Raw genomic sequence first — 25,317 nt, forward strand, 5'->3', positions numbered from 1 at the left:
CGGTCGGGGAGCAGGGTGGGGTGATGAGCACCGCTGCCACCCACCCGACCGCCCCGTCGACCCCGGTCGCGGGCCCCGTCGTCGTGGTGGGGGGCGGGTTGTCCGGCGTCGCCTGCGCCCGCGCGCTCCACGACGCCGGGCGCGAGGTCGTGGTCGTCGACCGCGGCCACCGCATCGGCGGGCGCATGGCCAGCAAGCGCCTGGAGGGGCGGCCGGTCGACACCGGGGCGTCCTACCTCACCGTCTCCGACCGCCGCTTCGCCGAGGTCGTGGAGGCCTGGCGCGTGGCGGGTCTCGCCCACCGCTGGACCGACACCTTCTCGGTGCTCGAGCCCGGCGCCGACCCGAGCGTCAAGGAGGGGCCGGTGCGCTGGGGCACCCCCGGCGGCATGCGCAGCCTGGTCGAGGCCCTGGCCGAGGGTCTCGACGTACGCCGCGGCGCCGTGGAGCGCGTGGAGTCGGGCGACGACGGTCTGCGGGTGGTGGCCGACGGGGTCGACCTCGCGCCGGCCGGCGCGGTCGTGCTGGCCATGCCCGACGAGCAGGCGGCTCGTCTGCTCGGGGGCGACCACGGCGCGGTGGCAGCGCGGCTGACCCGGCCCTCCGAGCCGGTGATCGCGCTGGTGGCCCGTTGGCCCGAGCGCGCCTGGGACTCCGCGGCCCCGGGTGGCGCCTTCGACGGCGCCTTCGTCAACGGCGACGACGACGTGGCCTGGATCGCCGACGACGGGCGCCGGCGCGGCGACGACGCCCCGGTGCTGGTCGCCCACTCGACGCCCGCGCTCGCCGCCCGGCACCTCGACGACCCGGCTGCGGCCGGGCCGGTGCTCGTCGCGGCGCTGCGCCGACTGCTCGACCTCCCGGAGCCGGCCTCGACGCTGGTGCACCGCTGGTCGCTGGCCAAGCCGACCGGGGAGCGGGCCGAGCCGTGCCTGCTCGCGGAGGTGCCGGGCGGTCTGGTCGGCGTCTGCGGCGACGGGTGGGGGCCGCAGTCGAAGGTGGAGGGCGCGTGGCTCTCCGGCACCGCCCTGGCCGAGGCGCTGCTGCGCCTGCCGGATCAGTCCTCGCGCTGAGCCCCGGCGGCGACGGCGAGGGCGTCGTCGAGGTCGAGGCCGACCGTCTGGAGCATCACAGCCACGTGCAGCGCCTCCGGGTCGAGCCCGGTGACGGCGTCGTCCTCGCCGCGCTCGCCGGCCAGGGTGCGTCGCATCATCGCGACCGCACCCCCCACGACGTGGGTGACGGTCGACTCGGGGTCGGGTGAGCGGAAGCGGCCGGCCGCGATGCCGTGGACGAGCAGCCGACGGGCGTAGGGCGCCATCGAGCCGTTGACGGGGGTGTCGGCGTGGTTGAGGTGGACCAGCAGGCGCGCGAACCCCGGGTCGACCAGGGGCAGCCGCACCACCCGGCGCACGACCCGCGCGGCGGTGACGGCAGGGTCCTCGCCCGCGGTGCCGGGATCGGCGGTGTCGGGGTCGTCGGGCCCGTGCACGGCGGAGGCCACCAGCTCGGCCATCGTCTCGGCGGCGATGGTGGCGACGAGGTCGTCCTTGGAGCCGAAGTGGTTGTAGAAGGACCCCAGGGCCACGCCGGCGCGCTCGGTGATCTCCTGCACGCGCAGCCCGGAGACCCCTCGCTCGGCCACCAGCGAGCGCCCGGCCGTGACGAGCTGGCCCCGGGTGCGCGCCCGTCGGCGCGCCACCGCCTGCTCGTGCTCCGCCGCGCTCATCGGGCCCAGTATGGACCGGCGGACCCGTCCGTTCGGAGAGGTCGCACAGGCTTACGGCGTACGCACGATGTGCGTGATGTGTCATCCATATGTCATCCTGGACCTCATTCAGATGGGTGAGGGCCGCGTGGGCGGTGCTGACCTGCGCAAACTCCAGGCAGTAGGTTCGAGCCCGTGATCGTCTCCACGCCCATCCGCGCCACCCTCGTCGACGACTACGCCGTCGTCGCCCCGGGCGTCCGTCACCTGCTCCAGCCCTACTCCGACCGCATCGTGCTGGTCGACCTCGCCGACGCCCTCGCCGACCCGCGCTCGGTCGACGTCGTGCTCTACGAGCCCGTCGGCCTGCGCGAGAGCGACCACGAGAGCCTGCAGCGCCTCGTGCACGTCGGCGGCGCCCGCGCCGTGGTCTTCACCTGGCGCGACCAGGCCCAGCACCTCGCCGGCGCCGCCTCGCCCGGCCGGCTCTCCAAGGCCCTCCCCGCGGCCGACCTGGTCACGGGTCTCGAGCGCATCCACCGCCAGCAGCCCGGGCGCCCCGGCCAGCCCGGCGCCGCCGGTCAGCACCGGCCGGTCGACCGCACCCCCCACGGCGCGCTCAGCGGCAACAGCGCCACCGCCGCGCTCTCGCTGACTCCGCGGGAGGCCGAGATCCTCGCCCTGATCGTGCAGGGCTACACCAACGTCGAGATCGGCAAGAAGCTCTACCTCTCGATCAACTCGGTGAAGACCTACGTGCGTGGCGCCTACCGCAAGATCGACGTCACCCGGCGGCCCCAGGCGGTGGCCTGGGGCATGCAGAACGGTCTGGGCGGGGTGTCGACCTCGCCCGACCACGTGGCCTGACCAAGCTCCGCGGGGCGGACCAGACCACCGTGGTCCCCTCGTGGCCCGCGCCCCCAGGGGCGGCGCGCCTTTACTCTCACCCCCAGGGGTGAAAGTGCCGGGAGGGCTCGTGCGGAGGCCGATGTCGGGTTATATTTCTCTTGTCTTCATCTTCACCACCGCGGGTGACTTCTCACCAGCACCGGGTGACACGCAAGACGAGTAGCGCTCAGGGGGTGCCTACCCACAGACGCGCTTCGGGCGGCGGATCCATCGGATCCGCCGCCCGAAACCATTTCCGGGGGGTGTGTCAGGGTGTCCGGCGTGCCGACCACCTCCCGCTCGTCCTCCCGCTCGTCCTCCCGCCCGTCCTCCGCCCGCGCCCGGCGTCCCGCCAAGCCCGCCATGGTCGCGCCGCCCGGCGCTCGCCAGGTGTTCACCGACGGGGCCTGCTCGGGCAACCCCGGACCGGGCGGGTGGGCGTGGGCCCTCGACACCGCGGTGCACGCCTCGGGCGCCGAACGGCCCAGCACCAACCAGCGCATGGAGATCCGCGCCGCCCTCGAGGCCGTGCTGGCCCTGGAGGGCCCGCTGGTCGTGGTCAGCGACTCGACCTACGTCGTCCACTGCTTCCGCGACGCCTGGTGGAAGGGGTGGCGCCAGCGCGGCTGGACCAACACCGCCCGCAAGCCTGTCGCCAACCGCGACCTGTGGGAGCCGCTGGTCGACGCGGTGGAGGCCCGCGGCGACGTCGTCTTCCACTGGGTCAAGGGCCACTCGGGCCACCCGATGAACGACTTCGTCGACCGGCTCGCGGTGGCGGCCAGCAAGGGCTGACCGCGGTGCGGGTTTCACCGGCTGGCTGGCGAAACCCGCACCTGTCGGCCCACGCGTCGGCCGACAGGTGCGGGTCCGGGCCGACCGGTGTGACGGGTGGTGCCGGTTGGGGCTGGGGCCGGCGGATCGTACGGCGGCGCTGGCGCGCGAGGGCCGGCCCGACGGCGCTACTTGCTGGTCGAGAGGCGGTACTGCCGCACCGAGAGCGGCACGAAGACGACCAGGATCAGCAGGACCCACAGCAGCGTGTAGAGGGCCGGGTGCTGCATCGACCAGGCCTCCTGGGGCGGGGCGGTGGCCGGCACGTTGCCGAAGAGCTCGCGCACGGCCTGGGTCAGCGTCGACACGGGGTTCCACTCGACCACCGTGCGCAGCACCGAGCCGAAGCTCTCGGTGGGCACGAAGGCGTTGGAGACGAAGGTCAGCGGCATGATGACGATGAACGAGGCGTTGTTGATGACCTCGACGCTCGGCACGAGCAGGCCGACCCAGGCCATCACCCAGCTGATCGCGTAGGCGAAGAGCAGCAGCAGGCCAAAGGCGAGCAGCGCGTCGACGACCCCGTCGCGGATGCGCCAGCCCACGAGCAGGCCGGTCAGCGACATGATGACCACCGACAGCACGTTGTAGACGACGTCGGAGGTCGTGCGGCCCACGAGCACCGCCGACGACGACATCGGCAGCGAGCGGAAGCGGTCGATGATGCCCTTCTGCATGTCCTCGGCCAGGCCGGCGCCGGTGAACGTGGCGCCGAAGACCACGGTCTGGGCGAAGATGCCCGGCACCAGGAACTCCTTGTAGTCCACGCCCTCGGGGGAGATGGCGCCGCCGAAGACGTAGGCGAAGAGCAGCACGAACATGATCGGCGAGATCAGCACGAAGACGAGCACCTCGGGCACCCGCTTGATCTTGATCAGGTTGCGCTTGGCGACCACCCAGCCGTCGGTGGCGGCGCGCGTCATGGTGCTCATCGGAGGGCCTCCGTGGGGGTCGGGGAGTCGTCGGTCGCGGCCGGCGAGCCGGGCGTGGCCGAGGTGGCGTGACCGGTGAGGGTCAGGAAGACGTCGTCGAGGGTGGGCCGGCGCAGCCCGACGTCGAGCACCTCCACGCGGTGCTCCTCGAAGTCGCGCAGCACCTCCAGCAGCGCGGACGCGCCGCGGTCGACGGCCGCGGTGAGGGCCCGACCGTTGTCGCCGACCGAGACGCCGCCGACGGCGACCCGCTCGAGCACCCGCTGGGCCGTCTCGCGGTCGGCGGCGTCGCGCAGCACGATCTCGATCCGCTCCCCGCCGGTCTGGGCCTTGAGCTCGTCGGCCGTGCCGCGGGCGATGGCGTTGCCGTGGTCGATGACGACGATGTCGTCGGCGAGGCGGTCGGCCTCCTCGAGGTACTGCGTCGTCAGCAGCAGGGTGGCGCCGGAGGCGACCAGCTCGCGGATGACGTCCCACATCTGCTGCCGGCTGCGGGGGTCGAGCCCGGTGGTCGGCTCGTCGAGGATGAGCACGGGCGGCTCGGCGACGAGGGCGCCGGCCAGGTCGAGGCGGCGGCGCATGCCGCCGGAGTAGGTCTTCGAGGGCCGGTCGCCGGCGTCGGCGAGGTCGAAGCGCTCGAGCAGCTCGCGCGCACGGGTGCGGGCGCGGGCGCGACCCAGGCCGTAGAGCCGGCCGACCATCTCGAGGTTCTCGTAGCCCGTGAGGTGCTCGTCGACCGCGGCGTACTGACCCGACAGGCCGATGCGCGAGCGCACGCCCTCGGGGTCGGCGAGCACGTCGACGCCCGCGATCTGCGCGCTGCCGCCGTCGGGCTTGAGCAGCGTGGCCAGGACGCGCACCGCGGTGGTCTTGCCGGCGCCGTTGGGCCCGAGCAGCGCCAGCACGGTGCCCTCCGGCACGGAGAGGTCGAGCCCGCGCAGGGCCTCGACCTCCTTGTAGCGCTTCACCAGGCCGGTGGCGCGGATCATCTCGTCCATGGGGTCCTCTCCTCGGGTGCCGACGCGAGGTGGACCCGGGTCGACGCCGAGAATCATCGCGCGCGGCACCGACAGTCGCCAGCGGATTGACGGCCCGGCCGGGGACCGGTCGGCGACCGGTCCGCGTTGCGCCGAGCCGTACGGCGTGGCAGCGTCGTCGGCCGGCCGCCGGCCACCGACCGGACGGTCGTGGACCCACCACCGAGGAGCCCGCCATGCACCCCCTGCGCCTGGAGCGCGACGGCGCCGTCGCGACCGTCGTGCTCGACCGGCCCGCCCAGCGCAACGCCCTCGACCTCGCGCTCAAGGTCGCGCTGCGCGAGGCGCTGGGCGAGGTCGCCGCCGACGAGGGGGTCAGGGCCGTGGTGCTCACCGGTGGCCCGGAGGCCTTCTGCGTCGGCCAGGACCTCGCCGAGCACGCCGCCGCGCTGGCCGAGGGTCCGGCCTTCGACACCGTCACCGAGCACTACAACCCGGTCGTGACCGCGCTGGCCACCATGCCCAAGCCGGTCGTGGCGGCCGTGGCCGGCCCCTGCGTCGGGGCGGGCCTGGGGCTGGCCCTGGCCTGCGACCTGCGGCTGTGGAGTACCACGGCCCGCCTCGGCACGGCCTTCTCCGGGATCGGCCTGACCTGCGACTCGGGCCTGTCGACCACGCTCGTGCGCGCGGTCGGCGAGCAGCGCGCCCGCGAGCTCGTGCTGCTGGCCCAGCCCTTCGGGCCCGACGAGGCCGTGGCCTGGGGCCTGGGCGGCCGCGTCGTCGAGCCCGACGCGCTGCTCGAGGAGGCGACCGCCCTGGCGCGGCGGCTGGCGGCCGGCCCCACGGCGGCGTACGCCGAGTCCAAGCGGCTGCTCGCCGACGCCGCCGCGGGCCGACCGCTGGCCGAGACCCTCGCGGCCGAGGCGGCCGCGCAGGTGCGCCTCGGCGCCACGGCCGACCACGCCGGCGCGGTGGCGTCGTTCCTGGCCAAGCAGCGCCCGACCTTCGAGGGTCGCCAGGCGCCGGAGCGGCTCAGCCCTGGCGCGCCTTGAGGCGGGGGTTCTGCTTGTTGATCACGTAGGTGCGGCCGCGGCGGCGGACGACCTGCGACCCGGGCTGCTGCTTCAGCGAGCGCAGCGAGTTGCGGACCTTCATCGGTCACCTCCTCCCGGGGTGCGGGCGCGGGCGCGGGTGGGGGCGCCGGTGGCGGGGTCGACCAAGCCGCGCTCGACCGCGCGGAGCAGGCGCCGGGGCACGAGGTGCTCCTCGCCAGCGACCGTGACCGGCACGAGGGCGGGAGGGGTCGCCTTCCACTGCGAGCGGCGGTGACGGGTGTTGCTGCGCGAGGTGCGGCGCTTCGGCACGGCCATCAGGCGATCTCCCTCACGGGGCCCAGCCACGGCTCGAAGCCGTCGACCGGGCGCCGCCACGACTGCCCGGAGGCCTCCTCGGCGGTGGTCATCAGCAGGGCCTCGAAGGCCTCCTCGAGGTGGTCGGGCCGCGCGCCGACGCCGGTGAGCACCAGGCGGGTCTGCGCGGGGCGACGGCCCCACGACTCGCCGGCGCCGATGCTGAGCTGGCCGCCGGCGCCGTCCCACTCCAGCGCTCGCCCGGGGCGGGTGGGCAGCCAGAAGCAGCCGCGCGAGCGGTGGCGCCCGCTGCCGAGGTCCTCGAGGCCCTCCAGCAGTCGGTCGGGGTGGAAGGCACGGTCGGAGCGCAGGTCGACCTGCCACACGTCGGGAACGTCGGGGGAGGGCACGTCCTGGGTGCGGTAGGGCGAGGCCCAGGCGGTGGTCGCGGCGTGGTCGTGCAGCCCGTCCGCGACCAGCGCGCCGTCGAGCAGCTCGGGGCCTGCGACGACGCGGGCGCCCGGCCGGGCCAGCGTGCGCAGCAGGGCCAGGCCCGCGGGCTCGCGCTCGCCGGTGACCACGACGACGTCGGCGTGCTCGACCATGCCCGAGGCGACCTCGCCGACGCCGCGCTCGTCCTCGTGGGACGTCGCGACGCCGCGCTCGGCCATCAGTGCGTCGCCGAGCAGGTCGTCGACCACGGTGGGGCCGGCGACGGCGGTCACGACCCCGGCGACGCGCAGGTGGCGGGCCAGGCGGGCGTCCCAGGTCAGCACGTGGCACACCTGCGCGGCGTCGGCACCGACCGGCAGGTGCGCGACGACGGTGCCCCAGCGCCCGTCGCGGGCCAGCCGCTCGATGGTCGGCACGACGTCCTCGCGCAGCGCGCAGCTCACGCAGGCGTGCTCGAGGTCGACCTCGGCGCGGTCGAGCACGCCGGTGACGTCGCTGACCACCCGGGTCAGCAGCTGCCGCTCGACGTCGATGTGGTGGCGCACGGCGACGGCCTGCGGCAGGTCCCACTGCAGGCTCACCAGGGTCGCGTCCATCGCGTCGGGAGAGACGCCCGTGACCAGGACGACGGGTGTCCTCACGACGACCGCCCCCCTCCGGCGCGAGCGCCGTAGCGGCGCTGGAAGGCCTCGACACGGCCCTCGCTGTCGAGCACGCGCCCCTTGCCGGTCCAGAAGGGGTGGCTGGCGCTGCTCACGTCGACGTCGACCACGGGGTAGGTCGCGCCGTCGACCTCGACGGTGCCGCCCTCGCCCGCTGCGCGCTCGACCAGCGTCGAGCGCGTGAGCACGACGTCGCCGGTGGAGCGGTCACGGAAGGCGACCAGGTCGTAGGTCGGGTGGATGCCGGGTCTCAACGGGACCTCCTGAGGTGGTTAGAATGAGAATCGTTCTCATCCTAACCCATCATCAGGAGGACCCGTGTCCCGCACCTGCCAGGTCACCGGGCGACAGCCCGGCTTCGGCCACCACGTGTCGCACTCGCACCGACGCACCAACCGGCGCTTCGACGTCAACGTCCAGAAGAAGCGCTACCGGGTGCCGAGCCTGGGCCGCACCGTCACGCTGGGGCTCAGCGCGCGCGGCATCAAGGTCGTCGACGCGCGCGGCATCGAGTCGGTCGTCGCCGACATCCAGCGCCGGGGCGGGAGGCTCTGATGGCGCGCGGCAGCGACATCCGCCCGGTCGTCAAGCTCCGCTCCACCGCGGGCACCGGCTACACCTACGTCACCCGCAAGAACCGGCGCAACGACCCCGACCGGCTCGAGCTGAGCAAGTACGACCCCCGCGTGCGCCGTCACGTGGCCTTCCGCGAGGAGCGCTGAGGTGGCCACGACCGCGAAGATCGCCGCCGACGCCCGCCGCCGGCGCACCGTCGAGCGGTACGCCGGGAGGCGCGCCGCCCTCAAGGAGCGGGTGCGCCGGGCCGAGCCGGGCTCCGCGGAGCTGGCCGACGCCGTGCGCGCCCTCTCGCGCCTGCCGCGCGACTCCTGCCCGGTGCGCGTGCGCAACCGCGACCAGGTCGACGGTCGCCCGCGTGGCTACCTGCGCAAGGCGGGGGTCTCGCGGATCACCTTCCGGGCGCTGGCCCTCCGCGGCGAGCTGCCGGGGATCACCACGTCCAGCTGGTGACCCCCGGCGCCCGTCTCAGCGCACGAAGCGGTCGGCGGTGACCGGCAGGTCGCGCACGCGGATGCCGGTGGCGTGCCAGGCGGCGTTGGCGACGGCCGCCGCGGTGCCGACGATGCCGATCTCGCCGATGCCCCGCCCCCCGAAGGGCGTGGCGAGGGTGTCGGTGTCGTCGGCGAGCCACTCGACCTCGATGCCGTGCACGTCGGCGTGCGAGGCCACGTGGTAGGTCGCGAGGTCCTGGGTGACGACGTGACCGAAGCGCGGGTCGCGCACCGACTCCTCGAAGAGCGCGCCCGAGAGGCCCATGACCAGGCCGCCGTAGAACTGCGAGCGGGCGGTCATCGGGTTGATCACCCGACCCGAGGAGTAGACCCCCAGCAGCCGCGGCGCGCGCAGCTCGCCGGTCCAGCGGTGGACGCGGACCTCCGCGAAGACCGCACCGAAGGAGTGCAGCGCGTAGCGGTCCATGTCGGGGTAGGCCTCGGCCGTCGCGGTCGAGGCCACCCCGGCGTCGGGGTGCTCGCCGTGGTCGGCGCGCAGCTGCTGCACGGTCTGCACGATCGCGGTGCCCCACGACCCGGTGCCGGCCGACCCGCCGGCCACCGTGGCCGCGGGCTGGTCGGTGTCGCCGATGTGGAGGTCGACCGCGGCGGGGTCGACGCCCAGGGCGTCGGCGGCGATCTGCACCAGCACCGTGCGGGCGCCGGTGCCGAGGTCGACGGCGCCGATCGACACGGCGTAGCGGCCGCCCCCGAGCGACTCCACGCGTGCGGTGTTGCCCGGCATCCACAGCGTCGGGTACGTCGCCGCGGCCACGCCGGTGCCGACCCACCAGTCGCCGTCCTGCACGGTGCCGGGAGCCGACGGGCGACCGGCCCAGCCGAAGCGCCCGGCGCCGCGCTCGAGGCACTCCACCAGGCGGCGGTTGTTCCACGGGTTGCCCGTCTCGGGGTCGACGTCGGGCTCGTTGCGCACGCGCAGCTCGATCGGGTCGACCTCGCAGGCGAAGGCCAGCTCGTCCATGGCGACCTCCTGGGCGAACATGCCGGGCATCTCGCCGGGCGCGCGCATCCAGGACGGCACCGCCACGTCGAGCGCGGCGACGCGGTGGGTCGTCGCGCGCGCGGGCGCGGCGTACATCATGCGGGCCGCGGTGGCGGTCTGCTCGGTGAACTCCTTGATCGCCGAGGTCTGGCTCACCGCGTGCTGCTCGATGCCCAGCAGCCGCCCGTCGGGCTCGGCGGCCAGGCGCACGTGGGAGACCGTCTCGGTGCGGTAGCCGGTGAGCGCGAACATCTGCTGGCGGGTCACCGCCAGCTTGACCGGCCGGCCCGGCACCGACAGCGCGGCCAGGACGGCCGCCATCTCGGGGGCGTGGGGCAGGCCCTTGCTCCCGAAGCCGCCGCCGACGTAGGGCGCCCGCACGGTGATCTGCGAGGCCTCGAGGCCGAGCATCGGCGCGAAGGTCGTGGCGACCGCGTGGACGGCCTGGGTGGAGTCCCACAGCGTCAGCCGCTCGCCGTCCCACAGCGCCGTGGCGGCGTGGGGCTCCATCGGGCTGTTGTGCTCGTGGGGGGTGGAGTAGCGCTGGTCGACGACCACCGCGGCCCCGGCGAAGGCGGCCGCGACGTCGCCGTCGGCCCAGTCGGTCTCGTGGCCGGCGTTGACCGACTCGGGGGCGTAGGTCTCAGCGCCCTCGAGGGAGGCCCGGTGGGGCTCCTCGTCGTAGGCGACGTGCACCAGGCGGGCACCCTCGCGGGCGGCCTCGGGGGTCTCGGCGAGCACGACCGCGACGATCTGGCCGCGCAGCCCGACCCGGTCGTCCTGGAGCACCGCCAGCTCGCGGTCCTCGGTGTCGGCCAGGCGCGGCGCCGACTCGTGGTCGAGCACGCTCACGACGCCGGGGTGGGCGAGCGCGGCGGCGGGGTCGACGCGCACGACGCGGCCGCGGGCGATCGTCGACTGCACGAGCCAGGCGGTGAGCGGGGCCTCGACGCCGTCGTCGGCGCCGTGCTCCATCGCGTAGCGGGCATGGCCGGTGACCTTCTCCCGGCCGTCGGCGCGGTCGAGGTGGGTGCCCATCGAGCGTGCCTCGATGGGGGTGGCCTGCTGGGTCATCGGGTGCCTCCCTGCTGCTTCGACGCGAGCTGGTGCATCACCAGCGCGGTGGCGTTGCGGACCATGGCGACCTTGAACGCGTTGTCGTCGCCGGTCTCGGCCGCGCGCAGCTCCTCGGCCGCGGCGGCGCGCACGGCGTCCTCGCTGTAGACCTCGCCGCGCAGGGCCTGCTCGGCCACCGTGGCGCGCCACGGCTTGTGGGCCACGCCGCCCCAGGCGATGCGCACGTCGCGCACGACGTCGCCGTCGAGCTCCAGCGCGCCGGCCACCGAGACCAGGGCGAAGGCGTAGGACGCGCGGTCGCGCGCCTTGTAGTACGTCGAGTGCCGCGTCAGCTCGCTGCCGCGCAGCTCGACGGCCGTGACCAGCTCCCCGTGGGCCAGGGTGGTGTCGTCCTCGGGGTGGTGACCGGGCAGTCGGTGCAGGTCGGCGAGCGGCACGCGCCGCTCCCCGTCGGGGCCGAGCACGACGACGTCGGCGTCGAGGGCGGCCAGGCCCACGGCCATGTCGGAGGGGTGGGTGGCGACGCAGTCGGCGCTCGTGCCGAGGATGGCGTTGTAGCGCCCGTAGCCCTCCAGCGCCGAGCAGCCCGAGCCGGGCTCGCGCTTGTTGCACGGCGTGGTGACGTCCTGGAAGTAGACGCAGCGGGTGCGCTGCAGCAGGTTGCCGCCCGTGGTGGCCTGGTTGCGGATCTGGCCCGAGGCGCCCGCGAGCAGCGAGCGCGAGAGCGCCGGGAAGGTGCTGCGGACCACCGGGTGGGCGGCGAGGTCGCTGTTGCGCACGTTGGCGCCGATGCGCAGCCCGCCGCGGTCGCCCTCGAGGACCTCGACGGTGTCGAGGGGCAGCCGGCTGACGTCGACCAGGGTCGAGGGGGTCGCCACCCCCAGCTTGAGGTGGTCGACCAGGTTGGTGCCGCCGCCGAGGAAGCGGGCGTGGGGGTCGGCGCTGACGGTGGCGACCGCGGAGGCGGCGTCGTCGGCGCGGACGTAGGTGAGCTCCTTCACCGGACGCCCTCCGTCTCGTGGTCGTGGGTGTGGCGGGCGGGGTCGACGCCCTGGCCGGCGGTCCGGCCCGCGGCCTGGCGCACGGCGTCGAGGATGCCGACGTAGGCGCCGCAGCGGCACAGGTTGCCGCTCATGCGCTCGCGGATCTCCTCGTCGGTCAGCTCGACGCCGCCGCCGACCTCGAGGTCGTCGGTCACGTGGCTGGGGTGGCCCTGCTTCGCCTCGTCGAGCACGCCGACGGCGGAGCAGATCTGGCCGGGGGTGCAGTAGCCGCACTGGTAGCCGTCGTGGTCGAGGAAGGCCTGCTGCACGGGGTGCAGCGCGCCCTCCCCGCGGGAGCCCGGATCGGCCGCGGAGCCGGTGAGCCCGGCGGCGGTGACGATCTCGTCGCCGTCGTGGGCCACCGCGAGGGCCAGGCAGGTGAGGTGGCGACGCCCCTCGAGGAGCACGGTGCACGAGCCGCACTGGCCGTGGTCGCACCCCTTCTTGGGGGCGGTCGCGCCGACCCGCTCGCGCAGGGCGTCGAGCAGCGTCGTGCGGGTGTCGACGTCGAGCGTGTGCTCGCTGCCGTCGACGGTGAGCGTGATGGAGGTGTCCATGGGCCGCCTTCCGTGGGATGCCAGGGTGGCCTCCTCGACTCTCCCTCCCGGGCGCGCCGCAGCGTCCACCCGCGGGGGTGAACGGGCCCGCGGACACCGGTCCGCGAGGCTGCTCGACGTGCAGCGGCGCGGTCCGCTCCCACCCGCGCGGGTGGGACGGTGCGGGTGCGGCGCGAGGGATGCTCGGAGCAGCGGTCGCCGCGGCGGCCGAGTCGGTCAGGCGGGGCTCACGCAGCCCGCCGGGGGGCGCCGAACTCCCGACCAGGCTGGCCCGCGGCGACCGCTGACCGCGCCGCGGGGCCTCAGCCGACCATGACGGGGCCCACCGGGACGGCGAGCGCCGAGCTGCTCTGCTCCTCGACGGGCGTGGGCGGGTCGAGGTCGGTGTCGTCGCCCTGCAGCAGCCCGATGAGCAGGATGACGCCGCCCACGACCACGAGCAGCACGAGCACGGCGGCGGGCACCAGCCACCGTGCCCGGTTGCCTGCGGGGGTCTTGGCCTGGTCGGTCATCGGTCCTCCGATCGCGAGGCGGAAGGTCCGGCCTCTCCTCCACCGTGCCACGGGGCGCGGGCCGGTATCTCCCACAGAAGGGTGACTCCGACGTCGCCCGCGACACGTGCCGTGACCTTCGCCACAGGTGCCGCGGTGGCCGGGCGCGGTCTGCCATCGTGCGAGCGGGCCGGTCGCCCCGACCGGCCGTCCCCCCACGACCCCGAGCCCCGAGGTGCGCCCATGAAGATCACCGTCGACTACGACCGCTGCGAGGGCATCGGCATGTGCGAGTCGCTGGCCCCCCACCACTTCCAGCTCGAGGACAACGGCAACCTCACCGTGCTCCAGGCCGAGGTCGCTCCCGAGGACGTCTCCGACGTCGAGGAGGCAGTGGCCAGCTGCCCCACCGGGGCGCTGCGACTCCAGTGACCGCTCCGGGGCCGACGCCCGACCGCGGCGCGCCGCCGGACCCCGCCACCGGCCGACTGGTCGTGGTCGGCGCCTCGCTCGCCGGGCTGCGCGCGGTCGAGTCGGCCCGCAAGGCGGGGTTCGCCGGGTCGATCACGCTGGTCGGCGCCGAGGAGCACCTGCCCTACGACCGCCCGCCGCTGTCCAAGGCGCACCTCGGGGACGGCCCCGGGGCGGAGCCCGCAGCACCCTTCCTGCGCGAGGAGGGCCACCTGCGCGAGGAGCTCGGGGTCGAGCTGCTGCTCGGCCGGCCGGCCACCGCGCTCGACACCGCCGCGCGCGTCGTCCACGTCGGCGGGCGCGAGGTGGCCTACGACGCCGTGGTGCTCGCCACCGGGTCGACGGCGCGGCGCCTGCCCGGCACCGACCACCTCGACGGCGTGCACCCGCTGCGCACCCTCGACGACGCGCGCGTGGTGCGGCGCGCCCTCGAGGCGCGGGCACGCACGGTCGTGGTGGGCGCGGGGTTCATCGGCTCCGAGGTCGCCTCCGCGGCCCGGGGGCGGGGCCTCGACGTCACCGTGGTGGAGGCCCGGCCCACGCCGCTGGTGCGGGCCGTGGGCGCGGACCTGGGCGCCCACGTCGCCGCCATCCACGAGCGCCACGGCACCCGCCTGCTCACCGGCGTCGGCGTCGCCTCGGTCGAGGGCGACGGCTCGGGCCGGGTGGAGCGGGTCGTGCTCGACGACGGCACGGTGCTGCCGGCCGACCTGGTGGTCGTCGGCATCGGGGTCGTGCCCGCCACCGGCTGGCTGGAGGGCTCCGGGCTGCGCCTCGACGACGGCGTCGTCTGCGACGAGACGCTGTGGGCCGGCGCCCCCGGGGTCTGGGCCGCGGGCGACGTCGTGCGCTGGCCCAACGCCACGATGGGGGAGACCCAGCGGCTGGAGAACTGGACCGGGGCCGCCGACCAGGGGGCCGCGGCCGCGCGCAACGCGCTCGACCCGGCCGCCGCGGCGGCGTACGCGACGGTGCCCTTCTTCTGGTCCGACTGGTACGACGTGCGGATCCAGATGATCGGCTCGCCGGTGGCCGACGAGGTGCTCGTCGTCGACGGCGACCCGACCGCGGCCGGACGCTGGGTGGCGCTCTACCGCCGCGGCGACCGGCTGATCGGCGCGCTGGCGGTCGACGCCCCGGCGGAGATCATGAAGTACCGCGCCCAGGTGGTGCGGGGCGGCTCGTGGGACGACGCGCTGGCCCACGCCGCGACGCGGCGCGAGCGGGCCGCCAGGTCGGCTTCCTAGGCTGGGACCCATGAGCGACTTCCTCGTGCCCGACCAGACCGACCGCACCTGGCTGGTGACCGGCGCCAACTCCGGGCTCGGCCTGGAGACCTCCCGGATGCTGGCGGCCGCCGGCGCCCACGTGGTCATGACCGCCCGCGACGCCGCCAAGGGGCGGGCCGCGGCCGAGGAGGTCCGCGGCGGCCTCGGCGGCGCCGGCCGGGGGTCGGTGGAGGTCGCCGCGCTCGACCTGGCCGACCTGGCCTCGGTGCGGGCCCTGGCCGAGGGCTGGGAGCGTCCGCTGCACGGCGTGGTCGCCAACGCCGGGATCATGATGGTGCCGCAGGGCCGCACGGTCGACGGCTTCGAGCTCCAGCTCGGCACCAACCACCTGGGCCACTTCGCGCTGGTCAACCTGCTGCTGCCCCACGTGGCCGACCGGGTGGTGTCGGTGTCCTCGGCGCTGCACAAGGGCCCGCCGCTGGACTTCGACGACCTCTTCCTGGAGCGCTCCTACTCGCCGGGGCGGGCCTACCAGCAGAGCAAGCTGGCCAACCTCCTCTTCACCGCCGAGCTCCAGCGGCGCCTCGGTGCGTCCGGCTCCGCGGTGCGCGCGACCGCCGCGCACCCGGGCTACGCCGCGACCAACCTCCAGTCGCACCACGCCGTGCCGCTGATGAACACCCTGATGGCGGTGGGCAACCGCGTCGTCGCGACCAGTGCCGAGGAGGGGGCCCGCCCCTCGGTGATGGCGGCGACCTACGACCTCGTCGGCGGCACCTACGTCGGTCCGTCGCGGCTCGGCGGGCTCCGCGGCGCCCCCGCACCGGCCTCGCGCTCGCTGGAGGCGGCCGACGACGGCGCGGCCCGACGGCTGTGGGACGTCTCCGAGGAGCTGACGGGCGTGGGCTGGGCGCTGTGACCTGCGGGTTCGGCTGAGCCGCGCCCCGCGGGTGCGGCACACTGGGCCCGAGCACGGCCGTCGACGACGGCCCCCACGGAGGCCGGACGGAGGTGGCTGGAGTGAGCCCTGGGACCGCCGGCACCGTCCAGGCCGCCCGCAACCCGTTCGGGTCGTGGCTGCTGGGCCCGGCCGACCAGAGCCTGCGGGCGCTGCGGGTGCGGATGCAGCTGCTGCTCACCGTCATCCTGCTCACCACCCACAGCATCGGCGCGGGCGTGGTGGTCGTCCTGTCGACCTTCGTCTTCGCCCAGGAGACGCCGGAGGCCGACATGGCCCTCGCGCTCTTCATCGCCATCCCGGTCTACGTCGGCCTCGCGCTCGTGCTCGGGGCGGTCCGGGGCACCCGCGGCACCCTCAAGGCCCTGCGCTGGGCCACCCGCGGCGAGGAGCCCACCCCGCGCGACCGGCTCCGCACGCTGCGGGTGCCGCTGCGCCTGACCCTGCTCCAGGCGGGGCTCTGGCTGGCCGCGGCGGCGCTCTTCACCCTCCTCTCGGCGCTGCTGCAGCCCTCGCGGGCGGTGAGCACGGGCCTGACCGTGGCCATCGCCGGGCTGGTGGTGTGCGCGGTGGCCTACCTGCTCACCGAGTTCACGCTGCGCCCGATCGCGGCGCGCGCCCTCACCGGCGACACCTCCGCGCGGCGCCCGCGCGGCCTGGGGGTCGGCGGCCGGCTGCTCACCTTCTGGCTGCTCGGCACCGGCGCCCCGGTCGTCGGCCTGATGGTCGCGGCCGTGCTGGCCCTCACCGACGGGGTCTCCACCACCCGGCTGGCCGTCGAGGTGCTGGTGCTGGGCGGGGTGGTCCTCGTCTTCGGCCTGCTGGTCACCGTGCTCAACGCCCGCTCGGTGGTGGCCCCCATCGAGTCGGTGCGCCGCGCCATCGCCCAGGTCCGCACCGGCGACCTATCGCAGCGGGTGCCGGTCTACGACGGCAGCGAGCTGGGCCTGCTCCAGGCCGGCTTCAACGAGATGGCCGACGGGCTGCGCGAGCGCGAGCACCTGCGCGACGTCTTCGGCCGCCACGTCGGGCGCGACGTCGCCGAGGCCGCGGCGGCGGGCGACCTCGAGCTGGGCGGGGCCTCGCGCGTGGTCACCGTGCTCTTCGTCGACCTCGTCGGCTCGACCTCCATGGCCGCCGACCGCGAGCCGGCCGAGGTGGTCGACGTGCTCAACCGCTTCTTCTCCGTGGTCGTCGACGAGGTCGGCGCCCACGGCGGCTTCGTCAACAAGTTCATGGGCGACGCGGTGCTGGCCGTCTTCGGCGCCCCGGTCGAGCTGCCCGACCACGCCGCGCGCGCCCTGGCTGCCGGGCGCGCGATGGCGCAGCGGCTGGCCGAGGAGCAGACCGACGTCGCGGCCGGCATCGGCGTCTACACCGGCGAGACGGTGGCCGGCAACGTCGGCACGACCGACCGGCTGGAGTACACGGTGATCGGTGACGCGGTCAACGCCGCCGCCCGCCTCACCGAGCTGGCCAAGGAGGTCGACGGCGGGCTGCTGACCTCGTGGGAGACCGTCGAGGCCGCGGGCGGCGACGAGGGCGCGCGGTGGCGGCGCCACGGCCGGGCCGTCCTGCGGGGCCGGACCGTCGAGACCACGCTGGCCGTGCCGGCCGACCTCGCGTGACCGCGGCGCCCCCGGCCCCCCGGCAGCCCGACCGTCAGCCCGACCGTCAGCCCGACCGTCAGGTCTGGGCCGACGTCGCCAAGGGCGCGTGCATCCTGCTGGTCGTGCTCCACCACGCCGTCGGCAAGCTCTACGTGCCGGCGCTCATGGGCGAGCCCGGCCCGCCGCCGCTGCCGGGCACCGACCGCGCCGCCGGCGACGGCTGGCTCGATCCCTCCGGCCTGGCGCTGGTCTGGTACGAGCTGTCGGCGGCCCTCAAGCCGGTGCGGATGCCGCTGTTCTTCGTCGTGAGCGGCTTCTTCGCCGCCGGCGTCGTGCGCCGGCCGTGGCCCGCACTGCGCCGTCGGGTGGGCACGACCGCGTGGGTCTACGCGGTGTGGCTGCTGCTGCTGGCGGCGTACTTCTCGGTGGAGCGGGCGATGCCGCTCAACCGCACCCAGGACGGCGCGGAGCTGCTGGCCGACCTGGTCTGGGCCTCGACGGGGCTGTGGTTCCTCTACGCGCTGGTGGTCTACGTCGTGCTGGCGCGGCTGCTGGTGCGCTGGCCGCGGGCGACCCTCGCGGGGGCGGCCCTGCTCACCGCGGCGACCTCGTGGCTGCCGGTCGACGACCTCAACCGCGCCGCGGTGCTGACCCACTTCGTGTTCTTCGCCTGGGCCGCCTACCGGCCCCAGGACGTACGCCGGCTCGCCGGTCCCGCCGCCGGCCGGCCGGGGCGCGTGCTGCTGCTCGTGGCCGGCTTCGTGGCGCTGCTCGCGGCGCAGCGGGTCGCCGGTCTGCCGGGCAGCGCCGACCTGCTGGTGCTCGCCGTCGTCGGGGTGCCGCTCGGGCTGGCCGTCGCGGTCGCACTGTCCGAGCGGCCGCGGGTCGGGGCCGCGCTGGCGCGCCTCGGGGCGCTGACGCTGCCGGTCTACGTCCTGCACTCGCCGCTGCTCGCGCTGCTCGCCCACGCACCGGCGCTGCTGCCCCCGCCCGGGAGCCCGCTGCTCGCGCTGGCGTGGCCGGTGGTGGTGGCCGCCGCCGCCGTGGCGGTGTGCCTGGCCCTGCACCGGCTGCTGCTCGCGGTCGGCCTCGACTGGCTCTTCGCGCTGCCGCGCCGAGTGGCCGCGCGCGCCCCGGCGGGGCTCAGCGGGCCAGGGAGCGGTGGGCCTCCAGGAGCGAGGGCCCGTACCAGGTCAGCAGCCGACCGCTGACCAGCTCGGTCGCCACGCCGCCCGCGCCGTCCGGGCCGCCCGCGCCGCCCGCGAACACCTCCGGGCCGTCGTCGGCGGTGAAGAGGTAGGGCTCGTCGGGCAGCAGCACCACGTCGGGGGCGGCCGCGACGACCTGCTCCGGGGAGGCGGCCGGATAGCGGTCGGGGTGGTCGGCGAAGACGTTGTCGAGACCGAGGCGACGGGCCAGGTCGCCGGTGAAGGTGCGCGCGCCGACGACCATCCACGGGTCGCGCCACACCGGGATGGCCACCCGTCGCGACACCGGTGGCACCGGGCCGCACCACAGCCTGCGGGCCTCGCCCAGCCAGGTCGGGCGCTCCCACCCGAGACCGTCGAGCAGCCGCTCCATCGAGCCGACCGCCTCCGGCACGGTCTCGATGCGGGTCACCCAGACCCGCACGCCGCTCTCGCGCAGCCGCCTCACGTCGAGCTCGCGGTTCTCCTCCTGGTTGGCCACGACCACGTCGGGCTCCAGCGCGCGCACCGCGGCGAGGTCGGGGTTCTTGGTGCCGCGCACCCGGGCGGCGCCGAGGTCGGCGGGGTGGGTGCACCAGTCGGTCGCACCGACCACGGCGTCGCGGTCGACCGAGGCCAGGGCCTCGGTCAGCGACGGCACCAGCGACACCACCCGGCGCGCCGGGCGCGGTCCGTCGTACGCCGTGCCAAGGTCGTCCACCCGCCCGACGCTACCCGCCCGCTGGTCTAGCCACCGGGCAAAGCCCGGGGTCGTTCGGGCCCCGGCGCGGGCCGCGGCGTTCTAGCGTCGGGCGGTGCGCACGCCGAGCCGCCCCCGAGCCGCCCACCGCCGACCGGTCCGAGCCGCCGTGGCCGCAGCGCTGCTGGTGCTCGCCGCCGGCTGCGGGGGCGCGCCGTCGCCGGGGGAGGCGGACGCGGGGGAGGCGGGCGCGGGGGAGCCGGCGCCGACCGCCCACACCGGGCGCGAGGGCGACGGCTGGACGGTGCTGCACTACTCGATGGCCGACACCGACCTCGAGCCCTTCATGGTCGGCGACCTCAACGAGCTCGGCGCGGTCGGCTCCAACGACAACCTCCAGGTGCGCGAGCTGATGGACCGCTCGCCCGACTACGGCGCCGACCCGGCGCTCGACCAGGGCGACTGGGTCGGTGCGCGCGTGCTCGACCTGGGCCCCGCGGGCACGAGCGAGCTGGTGGAGGACCTCGGCGACGTCGACTCCGCCGACCCCGCGACCCTCGCCGACTTCGTGGCCGAGGGCATCGAGGCCCACCGGGCCGGTCACTACGCGCTGATCATCTCCGACCACGGCGCCTCGTGGCCCGGCGTCGGGCCCGACGACGGCACCGGCGAGGTGCTCGACCTGGCCGACCTGACGCGCGGCATCTCCGAGGGGCTGGAGCGCGCGGGCGTCGACAAGCTCGACCTGCTCGGCTTCGACGCCTGCCTGATGGCCAGCTACGAGGTGGCCAGCGCGGTCGCTCCGCTGGCCGACCGGCTGGTCGCCTCCCAGGAGCTCGAGCCCGGCCACGGCTGGGACTACGGCGCGCTCCGGCTGCTCGCCGAGGACCCCGGCGCCACCGCCGACCAGCTCGGCGCGGCGCTGCTCGACGGCTTCGTCGCGCAGGCCGAGGCCGAGGGCACCGCCGACGGCATCACCCTCGGGCTGGTCGACCTGACGCGCATGGACGAGGTCGACGCCGCGATGGCCGCCTTCAGCGGTGCGCTCGCGGAGCGGGCGGTCGCGGTGGCACCCGTCGTGGGCCGCGCGGGGGCGGAGACGCTGGGCTTCGCCCGCAGCCCCGACGAGGCCGAGGACAGCCACATGAAGGACCTCGGGCTGCTCGCCACGACCATCGGCGTCGAGGCCCTCGACGTCTCCGACGAGGCCGACGCCCTGATGCGGGCGATCGGCGACGCCGTCGTCTCCGAGGTCGACGGGGCCGCCACCCGGGGCGCCACCGGCCTGTCGATCTACTTCCCCCCCACCGCCGAGCTGGCCGACGGGGCGTATCTCGACGTCGCCTCCGCCGAGCCCTGGGCCGACTTCCTCACCGCCTACTACGACGCCGGCGCACAGATCCCCGCCGAGGAGACCGCCCAGTTCACCGACCTGGCCGACGGCCCGCTGGTGGAGCTGGAGGACGGCGGCGTCTACGTCACCGCGGAGTACGACGAGCTGGGCCAGGCCAACCTCACCGACGCCACCATCTCCTACGCCGTCGTCGAGCCCGACGGCTCGCTGACCTACCTCGGCGAGGAGAGCGCGGCCATCGACCCCGACGGGGCGCCGGTGGCCAGCGGCTTCTACGACCTCACGGCGCTGGAGATCAGCGACGGCATCGACACCGCCCGGGCCTACGTCTCGCTGCTGGTGGAGGAGGACGCCGACGTGGTCTCCCTCGACGTGCCGATGGCCTACTACGCCCCCGGCGACGTCGACGGCGAGACCTACCAGGACGTGCTGCTCTCGATCGAGATCGACGTCGACTCCGGCGACATCGTGGCCGAGACCTACTACGCCTACGACCCCGCGACCGAGGGCTACGGCGAGCTCAACGCCGAGCCCGACGGTCTCATCGTGCCGGAGGTCTACACGCTGCTCAACGACGGCTCGGAGCGCTGGACCCCCACCTCCGACGTCGGCCTCTACGCCGACCTCGAGGCCCTCACCTACGACCTCGTGCCCCTGGAGTCGGGCACCCGCCTGCAGCTCGACCTCACCGTCCACGACTACGGCGACAACGCCAGCACGATCAGCGGCTTCACCCAGGTGCCCTGAGGCGACGCCGGCCCGCCGCTAGGCTCGGGCGGGCCGGGCGCCGGCACCACTTACTGACCGTTGGTACCACCTCCACACCGTTGTGACGGTCAGGTAGTGGGTCCAACGATCAGTAAGAGGGGGCCCCGCGATGGGTGCGCACCACCCGCGACACGCAGCACCGGGGACGGCTGAGACTTCCTCGCCCCGCGTGCGACGACTGGCCCTCGCGGTGGTCGTGCCGCTGGCGCTCGTGACGCTGGGCTGCCTGGTCTGGCTGTGGCCGGGCTCGCTGCCCGGGCCCGACACGCCCGGCTCGCTGGAGCAGGTCGAGGGCGTCGTCACCGCGGTCAGCGTGGAGCAGTGTCCCGAGAGCGCGGCCACGGGCGGCACCACGCCCGACCCCGCCGCCGACCCGGCTGCCGGCGCCGGCGGTGCCACGGCGGCGAGCACCTGCGGCACCGCGACGGTGCGGCTGACCAGCGGCGCCGACGACGGGCTCGAGGTGGAGACGCCGCTGCCGACCGGCGCGGGCGCCGTCGAGGTCGGGGAGGGCGACGACGTGCTGCTGGTCGAGCTCGGGGCCGCGCGCGACCCCGACGGTTCCGTCGACGAGTCGGCGCCCCCGTCGTACTCGATCGTGGACCGGCAGCGCGGCACGGGGCTGGCGGTGCTGGTGGGGGCCTTCGCGCTGGCGGTCGTGGCCTTCGGTCGGCTGCGAGGGCTCACGGCGCTGCTGGGGCTCGGGGTGACCTTCGGGCTGCTGGTGTGGTTCGTGGTGCCGGCGATCCTGGCGGGGGAGTCGCCGCTGCTCGTGGCCATCGTGGGGTCGGCGGCGATCGTGCTGACGGTGCTCTACCTGACCCACGGGCCGAGCCTGTCGACCACCGTGGCGGTGGTCGGCACGATCGCGGCCCTGACCCTCACCGGGCTGCTCTCCGCGCTCTCGGTGGCGGTGCTGGGGCTGACCGGGGTCTCCGACGACCTGTCGTCCTCGCTCGGCACGACCTACGGCGTCAACGTGCAGGGCGTGCTGCTCGCGGGGATCGTCATCGGCTCGCTCGGCGTGCTCGACGACGTCACCGTCACCCAGGCCGCGACGGTGGAGGAGATCGCGCGGGCCAACCCGGGCTACGGCGCGCGCGAGCTCTACCGCGCCGCCACCCGCGTCGGGCGCTCCCACATCGCCTCGGTCATCAACACCATCGTGCTGGCCTACGCCGGCTCCGCGCTGCCGCTGCTCATCCTCGTCGTGGCCACCGACGACCCGCTGGGCGACGTCGTCACCGACCAGGTGATCGCCCAGGAGGTCGTGCGCAGCGTCGTGGCGACCTTCGGGCTGATGGCCGCGGTGCCGATCACGACCGCGCTGGCCGCCCTCGCGGTGCGCGAGGCCCGGTCGGGCAGTGGCCGCCTGGCGTGACCTATCGAATCGCGATAGATTGTGATCGTTGGTCGAGAGGAGCGATGAGATGGGTCGTGTGGTGACGCTCGCGCTGCGGGTGGTGCTGGCCGTGGGGATCGCCGGGTCGCTCGTCGTCCAGGTCGTGCTGGTGCCGCTGGCGGCGCGCGACCTGTCGGGGGCCGGCGCGGAGGTGCTGCGGCTGCGCCCGGCGCTGCTCGTGCTCGCCGTGCTGGGCGTGCTGACCGTGCAGGTCACGATGGTCTGCACCTGGCGCCTGGCGACGATGGCCCGCCGGGGCACGGTCTTCTCCCGGGCGGCCTTCCGCTGGATCGACGTCGTCGTGGGCGCGATCGCCACGGCCTCGCTGCTCTGCTTCGTGCTCGGGGCGCTGCTCGCCCCGGGGGAGGCGGTAGCTCCCGGGGTGGTGCTGCTCGTGGGCGGCCTCGGGGTCCTCGCGGCGGGGGTGGCGCTCGTCGTGCTCGTGATGCGCGCGCTGCTGGTCCGGGCGGTCGACCGCGACGCGGAGGCGACGGCCCTGCAGACCGAGCTCGACGCGGTCATCTGATGGTGCTCTGAGGTGGCCATCGTCGTGGACGTCGACGTCATGCTGGCGCGGCGCAAGATGGCGGTGGGCGTGCTGGCCGAGCGGGTCGGCATCACCCCCGCCAACCTGGCGGTGCTCAAGAACGGCCGCGCCAAGGCGGTGCGTTTCGCGACGCTGGAGGCCCTCTGCGAGGCGCTGGACTGTCAGCCGGGGGACCTGCTGCGGTGGGTGCCCGACGAGTGAGCAGGCCCGCGCCGGGTCAGGGGGCGCTCCAGTGCTGCCAGTCGGGCTCGGAGTAGTCGCCGCCCCACTCCCAGCCGCGGGAGGCGAAGGCGCGGAAGACGACGTCGCCGCGAGCGATGACGCCCGGCACGGCGCGGGCGCCGGGGGAGCGGTCGACGTCGGCGAACGCGCGACCGGCCGGTGGCAGCACGTCGCCCCCCAGGACGTAGGGGTTCTGCACCGGGTTGATGTCGAGGGCGCGGCCGAAGGCGTGGTCGGAGAAGCGGTCGGTGCCGGCCACGGTGCGGCAGTTGTAGCCCGAGGTGTTGTTGGCCGCCATCGAGCGGTCGTCGTCGCCGCCGTAGGCGTCGACGAGCCGCATCCGGCGGATCGGGAAGCGCTCGCGGTAGAGGGTGCGGAAGATCTGCGTGACCTCCTCGGCGACGTCCTCGTGCACGACCATCGCCCCGGTGCGGGCCGCTCCGTCGAAGCCGACGTAGGACATCCGCAGCTGGCGCAGGTCGGTCAGCGGCACCGGACAGGTGGGGCGGTGGCTGGAGCCGAGCATGCTGCGGCGCACGGCCGGCCCGATCCGGCGCACCTCGGAGCGGTACGCCGGCAGCGCCTCGGTCGCCGGCGTCCCGGGCTGCTGGGTGGGCTCGGGCTGCTGGGTCGGGTCGGGCTGCCCGCCGGGCTCGGCGGCGGGGCCGGGGCCGGGCTCGAGGCCGGTGCAGCCGCGCAGGCGGCGCCAGTCGGCGACGGCCTCGCCACGGGCCGCGCCGGCGACCGGCTGGGGCTGGCCGCCGAGCTCGGGGATGAGCGCCGGCCGCCAGGCGACGCCCTCGACGGCGTCGGCGGAGACCTCGACCTCGAGCACGCCGGTCTCGGCCTGCCGGCCGTGGTACCAGAGGAAGTTGCCCAGGCCGTAGCCCACGTAGGCGTCGTCGAGCAGCCCCCCGCCCTGGAGCTGGTGGGAGTGGGAGCCGACGACGACGTCGGCGCCGGCCTCGGCGAGCGAGGCGGCGAGGTCCTGCTGGAGCGGCGTGGGGCAGGCGGCGCCCTCCTCGCCCCAGTGCAGGTAGACGACCGTGACGTCGTCGGTCGCGGCGGAGTCGCGCACGGCCGCGACCAGCCGGGGGGCGTCGGGGGTGCGGGCGGCGGCGAGGCCCGGCCCGGCGCCCTGCCGCACGCTCCAGGTCGGGTCGGCGCTCTCGAGGGGGGAGGAGTCCGCGGCCAGCACGCCCACGCTGAGCCCCTCGACCTCGACGCGGTGGGGGGTGAAGGCCGCGGTGGGGTCGGCGCCGACGCCGACCACGCCCACGGGGCTGTCGGCGGCGATCGCCAGGGTGTCGCGGAGGCCGGCCGCGCCGTAGTCGGCGCCGTGGTTGTTGGCGACCGAGACGACGTCGACGCCGGAGCGGTCGAGCAGGTCGAGGGCGGAGGGCGGGCTGCGGAACCAGTAGCGCAGTGACGGGTCCTCCAGCTCCTTGGCGGCCGGGGCGCCGGTGCCGGGGCGGGTCAGCGCGCTCTCGAGGTTGACCATCGCGAGGTCGGCGTCGCGCAGCACCCGCGACATCGGCCCGAGGGTGGAGCGGGGGCGCTCCGAGAGCCCGCGCAGGGCGCCCTCGAGGTGGACGTCGCCGGCGAAGGCGAGGGTGGCGGTCGGGCCGGCGGGGGCGGCGGACGCCGCGCGACCGGCCTCGGAGGCGGGGGCCTCGGACGTGCGCGCTGACTCCGCCTCGGAGCCGGGGCTGCACCCCCCGAGCACGAGCGAGCCGACCAGGGCACCGGCGAGCGCACCCGCGCCGCGTCGGCGCCCGCACCGCTCGCCACGCCGCCCGTGGTGTCGCATCTGGTCCCCGTCCGC

General features: G+C 75.5%; 29 protein-coding genes. 16 read left to right on the forward strand and 13 right to left on the reverse strand.

Translation table 11 applies throughout. From position 1 onward, the window contains the following. Positions 1-23: 23 nt before the first annotated feature. On the forward strand, positions 24-1,073 hold the full coding sequence (locus LPA27_RS04675; RefSeq protein WP_228941684.1) for an NAD(P)/FAD-dependent oxidoreductase: 1,050 nt from the start codon (positions 24-26) through the stop codon (positions 1,071-1,073). Here the strand turns inward: LPA27_RS04675 and LPA27_RS04680 are convergent. Then, positions 1,058-1,729, reverse strand: coding sequence for a TetR/AcrR family transcriptional regulator (locus LPA27_RS04680; protein WP_228941685.1), 672 nt, complete (start codon positions 1,727-1,729; stop codon positions 1,058-1,060). The two genes, LPA27_RS04675 and LPA27_RS04680, sit on opposite strands and share 16 nt — an antisense overlap. Positions 1,730-1,903: 174 nt before the next feature. On the opposite strand from LPA27_RS04680, the gene LPA27_RS04685 reads away from it, so the two are divergent. Both LPA27_RS04685 and LPA27_RS04690 read left to right on the forward strand, forming a co-directional pair. Next, on the forward strand, positions 1,904-2,575 hold the full coding sequence (locus LPA27_RS04685; protein ID WP_056863264.1) for a helix-turn-helix transcriptional regulator: 672 nt from the start codon (positions 1,904-1,906) through the stop codon (positions 2,573-2,575). A gap of 303 nt (positions 2,576-2,878) precedes the next feature. Beyond that, positions 2,879-3,391 (forward strand): ribonuclease H family protein, encoded by a 513-nt coding sequence (locus LPA27_RS04690; RefSeq protein WP_228941686.1) that lies wholly within the window; start codon positions 2,879-2,881, stop codon positions 3,389-3,391. Positions 3,392-3,558: 167 nt separating this feature from the next. Here LPA27_RS04690 and LPA27_RS04695 read toward each other — a convergent pair whose 3' ends face one another. Together LPA27_RS04695 and LPA27_RS04700 are read right to left on the reverse strand one after the other, a co-directional pair. Then, entirely contained in the window at positions 3,559-4,362 is an 804-nt protein-coding gene (locus LPA27_RS04695; RefSeq protein WP_056863265.1) for an ABC transporter permease, read from the reverse strand. Then, entirely contained in the window at positions 4,359-5,360 is a 1,002-nt protein-coding gene (locus LPA27_RS04700) for an ATP-binding cassette domain-containing protein (RefSeq protein ID WP_228941687.1), read from the reverse strand. Before LPA27_RS04700 ends, LPA27_RS04695 begins: the two co-directional genes overlap by 4 nt. 215 nt (positions 5,361-5,575) lie before the next feature. Between LPA27_RS04700 and LPA27_RS04705 the strand changes: the two genes are divergently transcribed. Next, positions 5,576-6,391: an enoyl-CoA hydratase/isomerase family protein gene (locus LPA27_RS04705; protein WP_228941688.1), complete on the forward strand. Its 816-nt coding sequence runs from the start codon at positions 5,576-5,578 to the stop codon at positions 6,389-6,391. Here the strand turns inward: LPA27_RS04705 and ykgO are convergent. Genes ykgO through LPA27_RS04725 form a run of 4 tightly spaced genes read right to left on the reverse strand, consistent with a single transcriptional unit; the run spans position 6,372 to position 8,057 of the window. After that, the gene (gene ykgO, locus LPA27_RS04710; protein ID WP_056863268.1) at positions 6,372-6,494 is read right to left on the reverse strand and encodes a type B 50S ribosomal protein L36; all 123 of its coding nucleotides are present in this window, start codon (positions 6,492-6,494) and stop codon (positions 6,372-6,374) included. The genes LPA27_RS04705 and ykgO overlap by 20 nt on opposite strands. After that, a complete protein-coding gene (gene rpmF, locus LPA27_RS04715; protein WP_056863269.1) occupies positions 6,491-6,709 on the reverse strand; it encodes a 50S ribosomal protein L32 in 219 nt (72 codons plus the stop codon). Before rpmF ends, ykgO begins: the two co-directional genes overlap by 4 nt. Then, complete coding sequence (locus tag LPA27_RS04720) at positions 6,709-7,782, reverse strand: CobW family GTP-binding protein (protein WP_228941689.1); 1,074 nt, start codon at positions 7,780-7,782, stop codon at positions 6,709-6,711. The genes rpmF and LPA27_RS04720 overlap by 1 nt, the downstream gene beginning before the upstream one ends. Next, the gene (locus LPA27_RS04725) at positions 7,779-8,057 is read right to left on the reverse strand and encodes a type B 50S ribosomal protein L31 (protein WP_228941690.1); all 279 of its coding nucleotides are present in this window, start codon (positions 8,055-8,057) and stop codon (positions 7,779-7,781) included. Before LPA27_RS04725 ends, LPA27_RS04720 begins: the two co-directional genes overlap by 4 nt. Positions 8,058-8,121: 64 nt before the next feature. Here LPA27_RS04725 and rpmB point away from each other — a divergent pair, with 64 nt between their 5' ends. The 3 genes from rpmB to rpsN are packed head-to-tail and all read left to right on the forward strand — an operon-like array spanning position 8,122 to position 8,832. Beyond that, positions 8,122-8,358: a 50S ribosomal protein L28 gene (rpmB, locus tag LPA27_RS04730; protein ID WP_228941691.1), complete on the forward strand. Its 237-nt coding sequence runs from the start codon at positions 8,122-8,124 to the stop codon at positions 8,356-8,358. Then, positions 8,358-8,525 (forward strand): 50S ribosomal protein L33, encoded by a 168-nt coding sequence (gene rpmG / locus LPA27_RS04735; RefSeq protein WP_056863273.1) that lies wholly within the window; start codon positions 8,358-8,360, stop codon positions 8,523-8,525. Before rpmB ends, rpmG begins: the two co-directional genes overlap by 1 nt. Position 8,526: 1 nt before the next feature. Continuing rightward, positions 8,527-8,832 carry a 30S ribosomal protein S14 gene (gene rpsN / locus LPA27_RS04740; RefSeq protein WP_228941692.1) on the forward strand — a complete coding sequence of 102 codons (306 nt, stop codon included), beginning with the start codon at positions 8,527-8,529 and terminating at the stop codon, positions 8,830-8,832. Positions 8,833-8,847: 15 nt separating this feature from the next. Here the strand turns inward: rpsN and LPA27_RS04745 are convergent, their stop codons facing one another. The 4 genes from LPA27_RS04745 to LPA27_RS04760 all read right to left on the reverse strand — a co-directional run bounded on the left by LPA27_RS04745 (position 8,848) and on the right by LPA27_RS04760 (position 13,065). Further along, complete coding sequence (locus LPA27_RS04745) at positions 8,848-10,950, reverse strand: xanthine dehydrogenase family protein molybdopterin-binding subunit (RefSeq protein ID WP_228941693.1); 2,103 nt, start codon at positions 10,948-10,950, stop codon at positions 8,848-8,850. Then, the gene (locus tag LPA27_RS04750; protein WP_056863276.1) at positions 10,947-11,954 is read right to left on the reverse strand and encodes an FAD binding domain-containing protein; all 1,008 of its coding nucleotides are present in this window, start codon (positions 11,952-11,954) and stop codon (positions 10,947-10,949) included. Before LPA27_RS04750 ends, LPA27_RS04745 begins: the two co-directional genes overlap by 4 nt. Continuing rightward, positions 11,951-12,553 carry a 2Fe-2S iron-sulfur cluster-binding protein gene (locus LPA27_RS04755; protein WP_228941694.1) on the reverse strand — a complete coding sequence of 201 codons (603 nt, stop codon included), beginning with the start codon at positions 12,551-12,553 and terminating at the stop codon, positions 11,951-11,953. The genes LPA27_RS04750 and LPA27_RS04755 overlap by 4 nt, the downstream gene beginning before the upstream one ends. Before the next feature lie 302 nt (positions 12,554-12,855). Beyond that, positions 12,856-13,065, reverse strand: a complete 210-nt coding sequence (locus tag LPA27_RS04760; protein ID WP_056863278.1) for a hypothetical protein — start codon at positions 13,063-13,065, stop codon at positions 12,856-12,858. Positions 13,066-13,287: 222 nt separating this feature from the next. On the opposite strand from LPA27_RS04760, the gene LPA27_RS04765 reads away from it, so the two are divergent. The 5 genes from LPA27_RS04765 to LPA27_RS04785 all read left to right on the forward strand — a co-directional run bounded on the left by LPA27_RS04765 (position 13,288) and on the right by LPA27_RS04785 (position 18,523). Further along, positions 13,288-13,476, forward strand: coding sequence for a ferredoxin (locus LPA27_RS04765; RefSeq protein WP_228941695.1), 189 nt, complete (start codon positions 13,288-13,290; stop codon positions 13,474-13,476). Next, positions 13,473-14,762, forward strand: a complete 1,290-nt coding sequence (locus tag LPA27_RS04770) for an NAD(P)/FAD-dependent oxidoreductase (protein WP_228941696.1) — start codon at positions 13,473-13,475, stop codon at positions 14,760-14,762. The genes LPA27_RS04765 and LPA27_RS04770 overlap by 4 nt, the downstream gene beginning before the upstream one ends. A gap of 10 nt (positions 14,763-14,772) precedes the next feature. After that, positions 14,773-15,663 carry an oxidoreductase gene (locus LPA27_RS04775; RefSeq protein WP_228941697.1) on the forward strand — a complete coding sequence of 297 codons (891 nt, stop codon included), beginning with the start codon at positions 14,773-14,775 and terminating at the stop codon, positions 15,661-15,663. Positions 15,664-15,764: 101 nt separating this feature from the next. Then, on the forward strand, positions 15,765-17,330 hold the full coding sequence (locus LPA27_RS04780) for an adenylate/guanylate cyclase domain-containing protein (RefSeq protein WP_056863281.1): 1,566 nt from the start codon (positions 15,765-15,767) through the stop codon (positions 17,328-17,330). Further along, positions 17,327-18,523: an acyltransferase family protein gene (locus tag LPA27_RS04785; protein WP_228941698.1), complete on the forward strand. Its 1,197-nt coding sequence runs from the start codon at positions 17,327-17,329 to the stop codon at positions 18,521-18,523. Before LPA27_RS04780 ends, LPA27_RS04785 begins: the two co-directional genes overlap by 4 nt. On the opposite strand, the gene LPA27_RS04790 is transcribed toward LPA27_RS04785, so the two are convergent. Beyond that, positions 18,456-19,220: a helical backbone metal receptor gene (locus LPA27_RS04790; protein ID WP_228941699.1), complete on the reverse strand. Its 765-nt coding sequence runs from the start codon at positions 19,218-19,220 to the stop codon at positions 18,456-18,458. The two genes, LPA27_RS04785 and LPA27_RS04790, sit on opposite strands and share 68 nt — an antisense overlap. Positions 19,221-19,314: 94 nt before the next feature. Between LPA27_RS04790 and LPA27_RS04795 the strand changes: the two genes are divergently transcribed. From LPA27_RS04795 to LPA27_RS04810, 4 genes are all read left to right on the forward strand, one after another. Beyond that, positions 19,315-21,300, forward strand: a complete 1,986-nt coding sequence (locus LPA27_RS04795) for a clostripain-related cysteine peptidase (protein WP_228941700.1) — start codon at positions 19,315-19,317, stop codon at positions 21,298-21,300. A gap of 190 nt (positions 21,301-21,490) precedes the next feature. Then, positions 21,491-22,702 carry a YibE/F family protein gene (locus LPA27_RS04800; protein WP_228941701.1) on the forward strand — a complete coding sequence of 404 codons (1,212 nt, stop codon included), beginning with the start codon at positions 21,491-21,493 and terminating at the stop codon, positions 22,700-22,702. 49 nt (positions 22,703-22,751) lie between these two features. Next, positions 22,752-23,249, forward strand: a complete 498-nt coding sequence (locus tag LPA27_RS04805; protein WP_056863286.1) for a DUF2975 domain-containing protein — start codon at positions 22,752-22,754, stop codon at positions 23,247-23,249. 12 nt (positions 23,250-23,261) lie between these two features. After that, positions 23,262-23,471 carry a helix-turn-helix domain-containing protein gene (locus LPA27_RS04810; RefSeq protein WP_056863287.1) on the forward strand — a complete coding sequence of 70 codons (210 nt, stop codon included), beginning with the start codon at positions 23,262-23,264 and terminating at the stop codon, positions 23,469-23,471. 16 nt (positions 23,472-23,487) lie between these two features. On the opposite strand, the gene LPA27_RS04815 is transcribed toward LPA27_RS04810, so the two are convergent. After that, entirely contained in the window at positions 23,488-25,302 is a 1,815-nt protein-coding gene (locus LPA27_RS04815; RefSeq protein WP_228941702.1) for a CapA family protein, read from the reverse strand. Positions 25,303-25,317: the final 15 nt, after the last annotated feature.

Source organism: Nocardioides sp. Leaf374 (assembly GCF_916862475.1).
Taxonomy (GTDB): domain Bacteria; phylum Actinomycetota; class Actinomycetes; order Propionibacteriales; family Nocardioidaceae; genus Nocardioides; species Nocardioides kribbensis.